The organism is Tissierella sp. P1 (assembly GCF_002266425.1).
Classification (GTDB): domain Bacteria; phylum Bacillota; class Clostridia; order Tissierellales; family Tissierellaceae; genus Tissierella; species Tissierella carlieri.
This window is the reverse complement of record NZ_NPMN01000016.1, coordinates 23,276-38,218: the sequence shown is the minus strand read 5'-3', so window position 1 is coordinate 38,218 and position 14,943 is coordinate 23,276. Positions and strand designations below refer to the sequence as shown.

The following is a 14,943-nucleotide window of genomic DNA, read 5'->3' as shown; positions in this document are numbered from 1 at the left end:
TTATCTATTAGAACAAGAAAAATGTTTTACTCTGTCCCTTTCCTCAGCTTTCTTTGCATCATTAAATCTATCAAGAGTACCTACTAAATATCCTGTTATACGACGAATTCTCTCAAATTTAATAGTTCCTTCTTCTCTTCCACATTGAGGACATACATCTCCTATGATACCTGTATATCCACATACCGGATCTCTATCTACAGGATGATTAATAGAGCCATACCCAATGCCGGCCTCTTTCATAGCTCTAACGATCTTTTCAAATGCATCTAAATTATAAGAAGGATCTCCATCTAACTCTACATAAGTTATATGTCCAGCATTTGTTAATTCATGATATGGTGCTTCGATATTTATCTTATCTATTGCTTTAATCTTATGGTAAACTGGAACATGGAAGCTATTTGTATAATATTCTCTTGCAGTAACACCCTCTATATTCCCATATATTTCCCTATCCATTTTAACGAACCTACCTGCTGTACCTTCTGCAGGAGTTCCTATCAAAGTAAAATTCATCTTATATTGCTTACTAATATCATCCATCCTATCTCTAATATGTTTAACTATGCCCAAACCAAGAGCTTGAGCTTCCTTACTTTCACCATGATGGCTGCCTACTAAAGCTTTTAAGCATTCTGCTAAACCTATGAATCCGATTGATAATGTCCCATGTTTTAATATTTCTCTTATCTTATCATCTCTTGATAACTTGTCAGAATCAATCCAAACTCCTTGCCCCATAAGGAAAGGATAATTACTTACTTTTTTACTAGCTTGAATCTCAAATCTTTCTATCAATTGTTCTATTACTAGGTCAATGGTTTGATCTAATCTTTTATAGAATCTACCTATATCACCTTTATTCTCAAGACCTAATCTTGGTAAATTTATAGTAGTAAAACTTAGATTTCCCCTACCATTTACAATTTCTCTAGACGGGTCATACACATTTCCTATAACTCTAGTCCTACATCCCATATAGGCTACTTCTGTCTCTGGGTATCCTTCTTTATAGTACTTGAGATTAAAGGGTGCATCTATAAATGAAAAATTTGGAAATAATCTCTTTGAACTTACTTTGCATGCTAATTTAAATAAATCATAATTTATATCCTCTTTATTATAATTAATTCCTTCTTTTACTTTAAAAATTTGTATCGGAAATATAGGTGTCTCTCCATTTCCTAAGCCTTCTTCAGTTGTCAATAATAAATTTTTAATTACCATTCTACCTTCCACTGATGTATCTGTTCCATAATTAATGGAACTAAACGGAATTTGAGCTCCTGCTCTAGAATGCATAGTATTTAAATTATGAATCAAAGCTTCCATAGCTTGAAAAGTTCTTTTATCTGTATCCCTATAACTATTTCTCTCGGCAAATTTTTGAATCTTTTCAACAATCTCTTCATCACTCAATAATTCTTTTAAATATTCAGCTTCCTTCTCTTTATATTGCTCACTGCTACTTAAAGTTGGTAATAGTTTATATTCTTCTTCTAAAATTTTAAATACATTATCTAAATTATCATCTAAATCTGTATCCTCCACTAATAATTCAATAGCTTTTCTTAAATTTTGTCTATATTGTTTAATATAAGTTTTTCTAACCCCAGGTGCCATCCCATAATCAAAATTAGGTATAGATTGCCCTCCATGCTGATCATTTTGATTTGACTGTATGGCAATACAAGCTAGAGCTGCATAGGATTGTATATCTTTTGGCTCTCTCAAAAAACCATGTCCGGTACAAAAACCTTTATCAAATAATTTCACTATATCAATCTGACAACAAGTAGTAGTTAATGTAAGGAAATCTAAATCATGTATATGAATATCTCCTTCTTTATGAGCCTTTGAATGATTTGGATTTAGAACAAATAAGTCATAAAATTGCTTAGCAGATTCAGAACCATACTTTAGCATAGTTCCCATAGGTGTATCCCCATCTATATTTGCATTTTCTCTTTTTATATCAACATCCTTAGCTTCCTTAAATGTTAAATCTTCAAAAACCTTCATAAGTCTAGTATTCATTTCTCTTACTTTGTTTCTTTCTGCTCTATATAATATGTACTCTTTAGCAGTTTTAGCATGCCCTGACTCAATGAGAATTTTTTCAACAATATCTTGTAAATCCTCTACTCCAGGTACTGTACCTCGAAATTTTTCATCAGCAACAGCTATAACCTTTTCGGCCAAAGCCATAGATGTATTATAATCATGACCACCAGCAGCCCGAGCTGCTTTAAAAATCGCATTAGAAATCTTCTCGATATTAAAAGGAACTTCTCTACCATCCCTTTTCCTAATTTTAGTAATCAATCAAAATCCCCCTTATCTTCTTGAAACTCTATATATTGTTATTCTATTTTAACAAACCTCTATATATTGTGTCAACCTTTTGTATAATAATTAAATATTTAACTTAAAGTTATCAATTAAAACGAGTTCTGAATCCGCATTTTCTACACATTTCTTCAACAACTACTCTCCTAGAAAATCCGTTATAGATCCTTGTGGCTCTTTCTCCAGATATAATTTCACTTAATCTTGTTTTAAAGATATTGCCTAACGATATTTTCCCTTCCCCGTCTAGGCAGCAAGGTATTACAGTACCATCAACTAAAATTCCTATTTGATCTCTTAGTCCGTAACAATATCCTTTATTACCAAACTCTTGATTTTTTAAATCAGGCCATATAAACTCTGAATCCTGATTTAAATATATTCTATCATCTATCTTAATCCCTCTTTTGGGATTTATCACATCTTCAATCTTAAATGGCAGTTTAAACTCAGTTTCTATTCTATTTAAAATTTCTTTGTTTCTATTTACTTCTTTATTAAATAAATTATCACCTGTCAAATTCCAAAGTCTTAATGCTATTATTAAAGATTTATCTTCTTTAGCTAATTCAATAAATTCAAATATATTATCTAGATATTTTTCTTTGCTATTAATATTGTTATTTCCATCAAAGCTATGTAGTGAAATATTAATTTGCCTAAGGGCGGGCTTATGGATTAATTTTTCTTTTACCTTGGAAAGCAAAGTACCGTTTGTTGTGATATTTACTTTAACCTCCTTATCATAGGATATATCTAAAAATTCGTCTATATTCGGATGTAAAAGAGGTTCACCTTTTACATGAAAATAAACGTAATCAGTAAATTCTCTTATTTCATCTAATACATAAGAGAATTCAGAAAGTCCAAGAAATCTTTGCTGCCTATTAGTTTTAGGGCAAAAATAGCATTGAAGATTACAAACATTTGTTATTTCTATATATACTTTCTTAAACCTTTTCATTATCTCAACTCCAATATACATTAAAAGAATCCCCTAAGGGATTCAGTTCTATCTGCTTAAATCTATATGACAATAACCACCCGGATTCTTCTTTAAATAATCTTGGTGATATTCCTCAGCATCATAAAAAGATTTCAATGGTATAATCTCTGTTACTATGGATTTATCATATTTAGCTTTTTTGTTCTTCTAAAGTTTTATTTATAACATTTATATCCTGACTATCAACATAATAAATTCCAGTTCTATATTGATTACCTATATCAGGACCTTGCCTGTTAAGTATAGTTGGATCTATTATTTGCCAGAATCTATTTAACAATTCTTCTAAAGAGATAATGCTCTCATCATATTTAACATAAGTCGTTTCAGCATGACCAGTAGTTCCTGTACATACTTCTTTATAGGTTGGATTTTCTTTAATGCCATTTGCATAGCCTACTCTGGTTTCTACTATACCATCTATTCTCGACATATATTCTTCTACGCCCCAAAAACATCCACCTGCTAAATATATCTCTTTCATATTTTTCCTCCAATATAATTTTATAATACTGTATTTTCATAACAATAGTATTATACTACTAATTTCATAAAAAATACAGGGTTAACCCCTGTATAAAATTTACTAAAATGGAGCAAATCCTTGATTAGTCCACCAGTCTGTCTTGTGCTTATTATACTGCTCAGTAAATTGTTCAAGATGTACTTTTTCCCATTTAATCAATAAGTCAAAAAGTTTTCTAGCTTCATCAAATCTAGTTTTTGATTTAGCAGCTTCATAAAATTCTATCGATGATTTCTCCATCTGAATTCCTATACCAAAAACAGACATGGCTAATGAGTTATATTCTTTATCAACCTTCTTCCAATTATAAATATCTGGAGAAGGAGGTGTTGCTTCTAAAGCTAATTTTATATCATCATCCTTATTATCTTTAATTTTATTAAATAATGCCTTTAAATATTCAACATGTTTTAATTCCTCATTAGCTAACTCCAAAAATGCTTCTTCACTTTCACTTGTTCCAGCTTGATTTGCTGCCATTCTATAAAATTCATATCCTTCAACCTCATTTAGAATAGCCTGGCTAATTATATCTAGTTCTTCTTTATACATTTATCTCATCTCCCTTCAATATTCTCTTTATACTTACCCAATTTTAAAACTATATCACTTATTACTAATCAACAAAATAAAATCTATACTTTGAATCACTATATTATTATTTTCATCTACTCTACCGTTAATTTCATTAAATATAAATTTAATCTCAATATTCTCCACATCACTACGAACTGCCACTCCATAACTCATATCTTCATAATTCATCATATTGTTATTTTCATCTGTAGCCTTTGCCTCTTGTTTTTCATATATATCTTTTACAAACTCAATCATATCCTGTTCTAATATAATTCTATCGTCTTTAGATATAATCAAAGCATTTTTTAATCTATCATATTGTAAAATCAATCCAGCAACTTCTCTTTTATTTTCATTCCATGAATTCATGTGTACATAATAATCATAACCTTTAATATCAACAGCATCTTCTGCATTATGAGTTCCATAATAAAAATATCGATTTTGCTCATATGGAAATGAATAATAAGGCTCATATTTAAATCCCATCACAGTCTCCATCTTGTCTAAATCAAAATCCTTTGGTAATACCTTAATATCCTTCAACTTATGATTTGAATGAAAATAGCTTATTATATTACTGATTTGTCTTTTATCTTCTAAGGTTATTTCACTATTTCTAATTATCTCTCCATTACTTAACATATTATTTCTAGCTAGTAAACTCTCAAGTCTCTTGTTCTGACTAAATTTTGAAATAGCAAAACTACTTATTGGCCCATATACAGAACTAAATATAATAAAAGATAAACTAATAGGTATAACAATATTTCTCAAAGGTTTTTTAAATGAAAAATATAACATTACTCCCAATATCCATAATCCAAGAACTACTACATAATATCTATTTTCAGTTATACCATATTGTGCTATCCTTTGATAGATTGACATAAACATCATAAAAAGTACAGGTAATATTATCTTAGGAAATAATACTTTGAACAATTTTGCAACCTTATTTTCTTCTAATATTGGAGTAATTAAAAATATTACTCCTACTGATAAAGTTGAGTACCATAATACTAGATGAGACACCAATCCCCTAGGCCATTCTTTCGTTATGAGTATCTTTCCAAAATAAACATAGAGTATAGCAGTATATACGGTCACTAAAGGAATAACTATATATACTAAAAGTATCTTTAGGGATTTAGTATATTCAGTCATATGATATTCTTCATCAGCAGATGGCAATTTAGATAGAAATAAAGATACTGCAAATATCAAGGATACTATTAAAAACATATAGTAATAAAATTCTCCCTTGATATTTACATCGAAAAGTTGATCTATAGTAAAGAATATTCCTACTATACCAAAGTATAGAACAAATGAATATACAAAAGTCAAAGCAAAACTAGACCATATATCCATTACATAATATTCATAATCATTCTTTTTTCCTATCCTTGGTATATACAAAGATGCTAATATTAGAAATAACATAGTCGCTAGATATCTAGACATAGATACCATTCCATAATTTTTTATGAATACAAAATAATATAATATCAAAATTCCAGTGCCAATGCTATATAATAATATTGAAATTATTTTTTTCTTTTCAAAAAACCTCTCTATTAGTAACCCAATACATAGAGAAAAAGGAATTCCTAGCCCTATTACTAAATTAATTTTTTCTAATATTTCCTGATCATCTCCAGTTAAATGACTTTCATTCATATAAATTAAAAGTATAGTCAAAACTGTAGATATTGCTACTGTTATTGGAAATCTTTTGATACTCTTCCTTATACTTATTAAAGTTGATTTTACCCTATCAAAACTCTTCATGATATCAACTCCTTTCTACTATATAGTATATATTTACCCAACAAGAAAAAAAGTATTTGAAAAAATCAAATACTTTAGAAATCATGGTTTAATATTACATCTAATATTCCCTCTTTTCTCTCTATCCAGTCATCAAATGAATGTATATCTGTAAAGAGTTTTCCAATATTATAATTCAAAGATTTAATGCTGCAATCACTTAAGAAATCAACATCAACTTCTTTCGAGAAAGTAGTGGCAATAGTCTCCAATACACAAGTAACTATTTCTTCTTTTTGAGATTCTTCTATATTTTTATTCTCTAATATCATCATCAAATTCTCATGGAATCTATATCTAATAAATATCATAAACCCTTCAAAATCTTCTGCATTATTCCCTTCTTCTATTTCAAATATTATCCTAAAAAATAAATTCCACCTAAAATCTTTATTTATTATTTCTAGGATACTACTCCCAATTTTTCTTGTAAAATCATCATTGAAAAAAATTTCCCTTTCAAAATTTATATATCTATTAAAGGATATATCATTTTTTCCTATATCATTCAGTCTATTTAATATTCGAAGGAAATTCACACTATAATTTTCTGATTCCTCAGGTCCACCTTTCATGAATATATAATTTACAATCACATCTGTAGACTTTTTAAAATCTACAACAAATCCAATTTCCTGTCTTATCTTAACTATATATATATCATGAATAATCTTTGATAACAATGCTTGTAATTGTACTTTTTTTGTTAAAGAATTACTTGCATCCATTCCATTAAGATGATTATAGACAAGCATTAACTGCCTATCAATCATAGATAAATTATCTTTTATTGAAGACATGATATCCCTAAAAAAGTCTTCAGTTAACATATAATTAAAATTCTTATAGAGTATTCTATGGTCAATTTCTCCCCAGAAAACATTTACTAAAGATTTTATCTGAAGTTCAAAGTTGATACAAGTACCATCTTTACAATACTTCCCATCAATTTTATATATTTCAAATCCATTCTTTTGCTTCTGAGGTTGTTTTTCGTCTAATTGTAACATAATATTAGAATTCAAAGGATTTGTATAAAAGCCATTTTCACATTTTATATCAAATAGTTTCATAATATCTTTATAAATTTTATTTTCATCTTCAATAAATCTACATTCAATTCTAAAACCTATTAAGTCAGATAAATTATTTAATAAATTCTCTGGTGTTTTATACTTTATGTAGAAATTATGCCTAAGTATTTTTTCTCTTAAACTCTCTGGAGATTTAATTCTGTAATTGACATTTAAAAAATGATCCTTTATAAAAAAACTATCTGTAAAAAATTTTTCTAAAGAATTAGCAACATTTTCTATACTTTCTTTTCTTTCTTCTATAAGTGCTAAAGTTTCATCTATAAAGTCAAACAATTCAAGTTTCATTCTCTATCCCCCTAAGGATTTTTTGTATATATAATATATACCATTTAATTATATCATAAAAAATAAGATATTAGTCCATAAAAAAGAGAAATCCCTTGGATTTCTCTTAATCAAATTTATCAAAATATATTAATTCTTCAGGTAAACCTTTTTCCATAAGAGCACTCACCATAGAGTCTATCATACCTGGATTTCCACAAAGATAAGCTTCTTTATTGTCTGAATTATCCAGATACTTATCTATAGCATTATTAACTCTACCTCTTTCTCCAGCCCAGTGATGTTCTTCTGTTATCCTTGATAAAGTAGGTATAAATTTAAAATCATATAGTTTTTCTTCTAATTCCCTAAAATAATCTAGTAAAAATAAATCATCTGGAGTTTTTGCACCAAAATAAAATCTTGCCTTTCTATTTATCTTATATTCTTTCATATGTTTAAGTATAGAAAGTATAGGTGCAATTCCTGTACCAGCTGCAACTAATATAACTTCTCTATCATTATCATCGTGGAAATAGAAATCTCCATAAGGACCATTAATTTGGACAGTATCTCCCACTTTTAAATATTTGTGTACATAAGTAGTACATTTTCCTCCAGGCACATATCCAATAAATAGCTCAATATAACTCTTATCCCCTGGAGAAGAAGCTATAGAATAAGCTCTATAAACTTCTTCATCATTACCTTCATAAAGTGGTGCTTTAAGCTGAATAAACTGTCCTGGTTTAAAATTAATTTCTTCTCCTTCAGGTAGTTTGATTTTCAATCTCTTAATTACGGAAGTCATATCTTCAATCTCTTCTACTGTTGCAAAATACTCTTTTACGTTAAATAACTCTTCCGGTATCTGAATTTTAATATTTTGTTTTACCTTACATTGACAAGAAAGTCTAACATTGTCTTTTAATTCCTCATCTGTTAGAAAAGGGGTTTCTGTTGGTAAAACAGGTCCTCCTCCATCAAGAACTTTTACTTTACAATATCCACAGGTTCCCTTCCCTCCGCAAGCAGAGGGAATAAAAATCTTTTCATCAATTAATGTGGATAATAGAGAAGATCCTCCATTAACGGTATATTCTTTATCTTCATTTATAACTAATTTTACTTCACCATAGTTCCCTATGGTTCTATCAGCAAGAGTAAGCAAAAAAGCGAATATAGCCGATATACCTGTAACAGCAGCTGTTGTTATAATTATTTCATTCATATTTTTTGCCCTCCTTATTGAATTTGGACTATGCCTGAAAAGCCTATAAAAGCCAATGCCATTAATCCAGTAATAATTAAAGTTATACCTGGGCCTTCCAGTCCTTTAGGAATAGATCCTTTCTTTATCTTTTTACGTATACCAGCTAAGGCCACTATGGCTAAAGTCCATCCAATTCCAGACCCGATGCTAAAACCAATTGATTGAAGAAAGTTATAGTTACGAATTATCATAAATAATGAAACTCCTAAAATGGCACAATTAACAGTTATTAATGGTAGAAATATACCCAATGCATAATATAGATTTGGAAGGTATCTTTCTACAATCATCTCTAATAGTTGCACAAATGCTGCTATACTAACAATAAAAACTATAAATCTTAAGTAATCTAAATGTAATGGCACCAAAACATAATGATATATAAGATAATTTATTATTGTAGTACAGGCCAGAACAAATGTAACAGCTTGGCCAAGCCCAAGGGAAGTAGGAATTTCCCTTGAAACCGCTATATATGAACACATACCTAAGAAATTACTAAATATCATATTATTTGTAAATATTGCCGCAAAGAATATGATGAAAGGATTAAGTTCTATCATGAGCTAACCACCTGACCTTTCTTCTCATCTTGTTTTTTCTCTTTTTCTTGAATAGTTTTAGTTATCCAAATGATAACTGCTAGGATAAAAAAGGCGGCTGGCGGCATTATCATAATAGTCCAAGGTGTCCACCATTCCCCTAATACTTGAATACCAAATATCGTACCAAAACCTAATAACTCTCTAAAAAATGCTATAGTTAATAGAACTAAGGTATAGCCTAATCCCGAGGCTACTCCATCCAAAAATGAAGGTATTGGAGGGTTCTTTTGTGCATACGCTTCTGCTCTACCCATTATTATACAGTTTGTAATGATTAACCCTACATAAGGTCCTAAAGCTTTACTCATTTCAGGCATATATGCTTTTAAGAAAATATCAACTATAATTACATAGGCTGCTATTATAAGTACCTGTACCATCATTCTAATATGTTTTGGAGTAAATGATCTAATTAATGATACCGTAAAAGATGATAATGCAGTGACAAAAATTAATCCTACTCCCATAATTAATGAATTTAACATAAGATTGGTTACAGCTAGTGCTGAACATATGCCTATTATTTGAACTAGTACTGGATTATCTTCCCATAGTCCCATCTTAAATATTTTTTTAGGGCTATCTCCTATCATTTCCTATTCCCCCTTTCTCTCTTTAATGAAATTATCTATGTCTTCATTTAAGAATTTACTCACAGATTTTGAAGTCAAAGTTGCACCAGCTATAGCATCTACATTTCCTCCAGGCGCTGGCTTATATATAATATAATTTCCATTCTGTGATCCTGTTATATCAATTCCTCTGAATTGTTCTTTATACCAATCCTCCGATATTCTACCACCTAATCCCGGTGTTTCACTATGAGAAGTAAAATCTAGCCCAAGAATTGTTGAATAGTCGGCCGAAATTCCAACATATCCTTCTATACTTCCCCATAGACCAGAGCCATTTATGGGTACAGCATATCCTAGGATTTCTTGATTCTTATCATAATATACGTACATAGAATCATCACCAAACGGTATAGAGCCTATATTTTCCATAAAAGCTTCATTAATGTCATTGGGATTTTCAGATAGTGGCTCAATATCAAAAATATATAGAAGTTTCCTACTTAACTCAATTTCTTGATTAAATGCAATTTTATCAGCAGTACTATAATTTAAAAAAGCTAATATAAAAGTGAAAAAAGCAGTAATAATAATCATGAAAATTATTGGAAAACTAAAAGATTTCTTCATATTGCCACCTCTTCCTTTTTAGCCTTTGATTCTTTTCTGTATTTCTTATAAGCATTGACTCCCTCATCAATTATCGGTGCAAAGGTATTAGCTATCAGTATTGCAAACATCATACCACCAGCAAATAATGCATATCCCCTTATAATTACAGTAACTATACCTATAAGAATACCATATATCCATTTTCCTTCCTTTGTCTTCGGAGCTGATATAGGATCCGTTGCCATAAATACAGTACCAAATAATAATCCTCCAGCAAGTATACCAAAAATAGGATTAGGAATCTGACTATTACCTAATGCATAGAGGATACTACTTAGACCTGTAAATCCGATTAAAACACCAGCCATTATTTGCCAAGAAGCAACCTTCTTATAAATTAAGTAAATACCAGCTAACACTATTAAAACAGCAGATGTTTCTCCCATAGACCCAGAAACATTTCCAATGACTAGGTCCATTAAAGAGGCTATTTTTCCCGTATCTCTAAATAATAGCATAGGCGTCGCTTGGGATACTGCCTCTACTCCTTCAGTTATATAGGTACCTAATCCTCCTGGAAAACCTAAAGCTGCTTTTGACCATTCTATAGTCAAAGGGGTTGGGAAACACACATATACAAATGCTCTAGCAACTAAAGCCGGATTAAAAACATTTTTTCCAAAACCTCCGAATACTTCTTTTGCAAATAAAATACCAAATATAATCCCTGTTACTGCTATCCAATATGGCGTAGTAGGAGGCAATGTCAATGTGTATAAAATACAACTAACAAATACTGCCTCTGATACTTTTCTATTATATTTTTTTTCAAATATCCATTCTGTAGTTACTCCAGCAACTGTAACGATTCCTAAAAGTATCAAAGTTCTCCATCCGAAAAAATAGATTGATGCAAATATTATAGGTATTAAAGAAATAATAACTGTTCGCATCATCTTTTGTTTAATAAAATACTTTGAGAAATTCTTTAAGTTCAAAATAACACCTCCATATTTTAATGAGTTAATATATAGTATGATATATTCCCAATATTTTGATAAAATAACATTTGTTAACTATATTGATAATAAAGATACTATATTATTTAGAATAAGTTCTAAAAATACGGCATACTTATAGAAAATCCATAGGCATACAACACAAAGCACCTATGGATTTTCAAATATTTTAACTTATATTTATTTTAAATAATATCTTAATTATAATCTTATTAGCCTTTATAGTTTCTAGCTCTTTCTAATATATAAAATTATATTAAATATATAAACATACTTAAATACTTCTTTTATCTATCAACTCAAAAACTTGGCTATTACATTTAGAGCATCTTTTCAGCTTTAATTCTTCTATGGTTCTAAATTTCTCTAAACTTCCTACCTTCAGCATCTCTCCACATTTTTTACATTTATATAGACGTGCCGTGGCCCTAAGTTCTCCAGTATAGATAGCTCCTTCATAAGAGTTCCCCACTAATGCTTTACTATTATTAGTGGTTTTAAGAATTATCATCTGCCCTATATTACCAATTATTTCTGCTCCTTCATAGGTGTTAAATCTAGTTATTATCTCTGAAACTACAAGACCCATTTTCAAAAAGTTCTTTTGCATATCTAACTCAAAATCTGGAGATTTATGAGCATAGGAAAGATATATAAAAAGTCCACTTTCATCATTTAAAGCTTCTATTCCCCTTGAAAGAAATAAGTTCATTCCCTCAAGAGTATAAGGAGGATCTGTAAAAAAACAATCAAACTGCTTTTTAAAATCTTTTGATAGTTCTTTTCTAAAATCTATATATTCACATTTGATAGGAAGATTTTCTTCTATAGCTATATTATTTATATAGTTAATAATCCTTTTATCTATATCCATTACTGTAATGGAAGTCTTATATTTTATAGAAGTTTTGTAAAGCTTTCTCAATAAAAATCCTATAGCTATACTAACTAAATCATCATCACCTATGCATAAAATCTTTTTTCCTATTAACGTATGATTTTTAATACATAATACTGCTCTTTTAATTGCTGTATCTATACTACACTTTGATTGATCAATAGTAACATCTACCTGAGGACGATTTTTAAAAATTATATTTAATTCTTCTCTTATTTCAATAATCTCCTTATGATCTTTCCACGGTTCTGTCAATAGTTTAATATATAAGTTTTTATTTATATTCTTAAATCCCAATTCATCTTCTATAAACGCTTTCCCTTCTGAAGTAAGTCTTATTCCTCTATCTTGAATAAGTATTTTTCTCTTTATAAACTCTTTCTTTATGGCAGCAACTATTGGGATGGGTAAAAGCATATTTCTTCCCAATTCTTTAGTAGAAATTCCCTCTTTAAAATATATATTTATTAATATGTTCTCTATAACATTTTTTCCTTCTTCTATTTTTATATTTTTATTTACTTCTTCTATATAATTAAACATCATTATAACCCTCCATATAATATATTAAGTTCTACAGGACTAAGGTAGAAACTACTCATGACGGTTATATTCAAACTAATATTTAAAAGTAAAATAGAAACTTCAACAAAAAAGACCATAGCAACACAAAGTGTCACTACAGCCTTTTTATAACTTAAAATATACACCAAGAACTAATATCCTCTTTAATTATAAAATAACAATAGTAATTAAAAGAAAGTATATTACTATTATGACTATAAGAGAATATATAATAATTTTGGGCATAAAAAAACCGTACAAAAGCACGGTTTTTACAATATATCATAAGGTCTAATGATTTCCGTGTTCCTAACTTACTCTTAAAAAACCGTCAACAAATAAACCTAAACACTTCTAGGTTAAAGTTTTTTAAGATTCAACTATTTAGTTGATTTAGTTAAGAACAAACGCTGACATCAACTTCTCTCCCTTACTTGTTTCTATAATTTATTTACTACAATTTACATTATAGCATATATATAAATATATAACAATTATAAATATGATTTTTCATATAATCTTTTTAGTTTTTTACAATAATTTTCTTTATTATATTTACATATTATTTACTACTTTATATTTTTGTTTTAATTCATTTGTCTTATCCAAATAAGCTTGTTGTTGCTTCATTCCAAGTACTTGATCAGTTATTTGAGCCTTAACTTCATCAAATGTGCTCATAGTTTCTTTATTCTTGGCTGTTAATTTGATTATATGATACCCAAACTGAGTTTTTACTGGCTCTGAGATAGTATCTACTTCCATATTAAAAGCTGCTGTTTCAAACTCTGGAACCATTTGTCCTTTAGTAAATTCACCTAAGTTTCCTCCTTGCTCTTTAGAAGGACATGATGAATAATTTATCGCAGCGTCTTCAAAAGAAAGACCTTCATTTATCTCTTTTATAATATCTTTAGCTTTTTCTTCATTATCTACTAAAATATGACTAGCAACTACAGTTTCAGGTTTATGAAAATTATTTTTGTTTTGATTATAAAAATCTAATATCTCTCCCTCTGTTACCGTGATTTCAGATAAAATATTATTTAGGGCATATTGTTTAAGTAATCCCTCTTTCAACCTTTCTAGTTCTTTAGTGAAATCTTCTTTTTTATCCAAGCCATTTTCTAGAGCATTCAAATATATTAATTCCTGATTTACTAACTCATCTACTACCCTTTTAATGCCTTCCGGCGATTGAAACTGCATTGCCATTTGAGGCCCCAAATCATTAAGGAATCTAAGTACAGTATCCTCTGTTATCTCTTTACCATTAACTACTGCAAGAACTCTCTTTTCACTCATATGTATTCTCCTTTTATTTAAATTTTTAATACATCTCCCTGTTCTAAATAATCAATAAATCTTTTATCTTCAATAATATAAAACCTCTTAAAGATATATCTTTAAGAGGTTGTGAGTATCCATTTACTATAGAATAGTGATGTTTTCAGCTTGTAGACCTTTAGCGCCTTCTACAACGTTGAATTCAACTTCTTGACCTTCTTCTAAAGTTTTGAATCCTTCTTTGTTGATTTGTGAGAAGTGAGCGAATACATCGTTTCCTTCTTCAGTAGTAATAAATCCAAATCCTTTTTCTGCATTAAACCATTTTACTGTACCTTTCATTGCATATACCTCCGAAATTTTATTTCTTTAATTCTTTGTAAAAATACCAACAATAAAATTTCTTTACTATATGCAGATAAAATTCTGAACCTGTAGAAATTATTGTGTATTGAT

General features: G+C 29.2%; 13 protein-coding genes and 1 pseudogene. All 14 read right to left on the bottom strand.

Annotated features, from left to right (window positions below):
* The 14 genes and pseudogenes from CIW83_RS12390 to CIW83_RS12325 all read right to left on the bottom strand — a co-directional run bounded on the left by CIW83_RS12390 (window position 1) and on the right by CIW83_RS12325 (window position 14,829).
* Complete coding sequence (locus tag CIW83_RS12390) at window positions 1–2,328, bottom strand: anaerobic ribonucleoside triphosphate reductase (protein ID WP_094901614.1); 2,328 nt, start codon at window positions 2,326–2,328, stop codon at window positions 1–3.
* Window positions 2,329–2,440: 112 nt separating this feature from the next.
* Window positions 2,441–3,316 (bottom strand): radical SAM/SPASM domain-containing protein, encoded by an 876-nt coding sequence (locus CIW83_RS12385; RefSeq protein WP_094901725.1) that lies wholly within the window; start codon window positions 3,314–3,316, stop codon window positions 2,441–2,443.
* Window positions 3,317–3,364: 48 nt separating this feature from the next.
* Window positions 3,365–3,791, bottom strand: a pseudogene (msrA, locus tag CIW83_RS12380) (peptide-methionine (S)-S-oxide reductase MsrA).
* A gap of 153 nt (window positions 3,792–3,944) precedes the next feature.
* Window positions 3,945–4,436, bottom strand: a complete 492-nt coding sequence (locus CIW83_RS12375; RefSeq protein ID WP_094901612.1) for a ferritin family protein — start codon at window positions 4,434–4,436, stop codon at window positions 3,945–3,947.
* A 54-nt stretch (window positions 4,437–4,490) separates the two neighbouring features.
* The gene (locus tag CIW83_RS12370; protein WP_094901610.1) at window positions 4,491–6,257 is read right to left on the bottom strand and encodes a DUF4153 domain-containing protein; all 1,767 of its coding nucleotides are present in this window, start codon (window positions 6,255–6,257) and stop codon (window positions 4,491–4,493) included.
* A gap of 74 nt (window positions 6,258–6,331) precedes the next feature.
* Entirely contained in the window at window positions 6,332–7,678 is a 1,347-nt protein-coding gene (locus CIW83_RS12365; RefSeq protein WP_094901608.1) for a GTP pyrophosphokinase family protein, read from the bottom strand.
* Between the two features lie 106 nt (window positions 7,679–7,784).
* Window positions 7,785–8,888: an NADH:ubiquinone reductase (Na(+)-transporting) subunit F gene (locus tag CIW83_RS12360; protein ID WP_094901606.1), complete on the bottom strand. Its 1,104-nt coding sequence runs from the start codon at window positions 8,886–8,888 to the stop codon at window positions 7,785–7,787.
* Between the two features lie 14 nt (window positions 8,889–8,902).
* Window positions 8,903–9,493 (bottom strand): NADH:ubiquinone reductase (Na(+)-transporting) subunit E, encoded by a 591-nt coding sequence (locus tag CIW83_RS12355; RefSeq protein WP_235601316.1) that lies wholly within the window; start codon window positions 9,491–9,493, stop codon window positions 8,903–8,905.
* Window positions 9,490–10,128 carry an NADH:ubiquinone reductase (Na(+)-transporting) subunit D gene (locus CIW83_RS12350; protein ID WP_235601315.1) on the bottom strand — a complete coding sequence of 213 codons (639 nt, stop codon included), beginning with the start codon at window positions 10,126–10,128 and terminating at the stop codon, window positions 9,490–9,492. The genes CIW83_RS12355 and CIW83_RS12350 overlap by 4 nt, the downstream gene beginning before the upstream one ends.
* A gap of 3 nt (window positions 10,129–10,131) precedes the next feature.
* Window positions 10,132–10,737, bottom strand: coding sequence for an FMN-binding protein (locus CIW83_RS12345; protein ID WP_094901604.1), 606 nt, complete (start codon window positions 10,735–10,737; stop codon window positions 10,132–10,134).
* A complete protein-coding gene (locus CIW83_RS12340) occupies window positions 10,734–11,717 on the bottom strand; it encodes an RnfABCDGE type electron transport complex subunit D (RefSeq protein WP_235601314.1) in 984 nt (327 codons plus the stop codon). The genes CIW83_RS12345 and CIW83_RS12340 overlap by 4 nt, the downstream gene beginning before the upstream one ends.
* Before the next feature lie 295 nt (window positions 11,718–12,012).
* Window positions 12,013–13,182, bottom strand: a complete 1,170-nt coding sequence (locus CIW83_RS12335) for a bis-aminopropyl spermidine synthase family protein (protein WP_201259854.1) — start codon at window positions 13,180–13,182, stop codon at window positions 12,013–12,015.
* A gap of 573 nt (window positions 13,183–13,755) precedes the next feature.
* Window positions 13,756–14,505 carry a peptidylprolyl isomerase gene (locus tag CIW83_RS12330; protein WP_094901602.1) on the bottom strand — a complete coding sequence of 250 codons (750 nt, stop codon included), beginning with the start codon at window positions 14,503–14,505 and terminating at the stop codon, window positions 13,756–13,758.
* Between the two features lie 126 nt (window positions 14,506–14,631).
* Window positions 14,632–14,829 (bottom strand): cold-shock protein, encoded by a 198-nt coding sequence (locus tag CIW83_RS12325; protein WP_094901600.1) that lies wholly within the window; start codon window positions 14,827–14,829, stop codon window positions 14,632–14,634.
* Window positions 14,830–14,943 lie beyond the last annotated feature (114 nt).

What these genes read in the sequence shown, in the direction of transcription:
- CIW83_RS12385 (WP_094901725.1), bottom strand. Translation starts at nt 3,316, where the DNA reads ATGAAAAGGTTTAAGAAAGTATATATAGAAATAACAAATGTTTGTAAT.
- CIW83_RS12375 (WP_094901612.1), bottom strand. Translation starts at nt 4,436, where the DNA reads ATGTATAAAGAAGAACTAGATATAATTAGCCAGGCTATTCTAAATGAG.
- CIW83_RS12370 (WP_094901610.1), bottom strand. Translation starts at nt 6,257, where the DNA reads ATGAAGAGTTTTGATAGGGTAAAATCAACTTTAATAAGTATAAGGAAG.
- CIW83_RS12365 (WP_094901608.1), bottom strand. Translation starts at nt 7,678, where the DNA reads ATGAAACTTGAATTGTTTGACTTTATAGATGAAACTTTAGCACTTATA.
- CIW83_RS12360 (WP_094901606.1), bottom strand. Translation starts at nt 8,888, where the DNA reads ATGAATGAAATAATTATAACAACAGCTGCTGTTACAGGTATATCGGCT.
- CIW83_RS12355 (WP_235601316.1), bottom strand. Translation starts at nt 9,493, where the DNA reads ATGATAGAACTTAATCCTTTCATCATATTCTTTGCGGCAATATTTACA.
- CIW83_RS12350 (WP_235601315.1), bottom strand. Translation starts at nt 10,128, where the DNA reads ATGATAGGAGATAGCCCTAAAAAAATATTTAAGATGGGACTATGGGAA.
- CIW83_RS12345 (WP_094901604.1), bottom strand. Translation starts at nt 10,737, where the DNA reads ATGAAGAAATCTTTTAGTTTTCCAATAATTTTCATGATTATTATTACT.
- CIW83_RS12335 (WP_201259854.1), bottom strand. Translation starts at nt 13,182, where the DNA reads ATGATGTTTAATTATATAGAAGAAGTAAATAAAAATATAAAAATAGAA.
- CIW83_RS12330 (WP_094901602.1), bottom strand. Translation starts at nt 14,505, where the DNA reads ATGAGTGAAAAGAGAGTTCTTGCAGTAGTTAATGGTAAAGAGATAACA.
- CIW83_RS12325 (WP_094901600.1), bottom strand. Translation starts at nt 14,829, where the DNA reads ATGAAAGGTACAGTAAAATGGTTTAATGCAGAAAAAGGATTTGGATTT.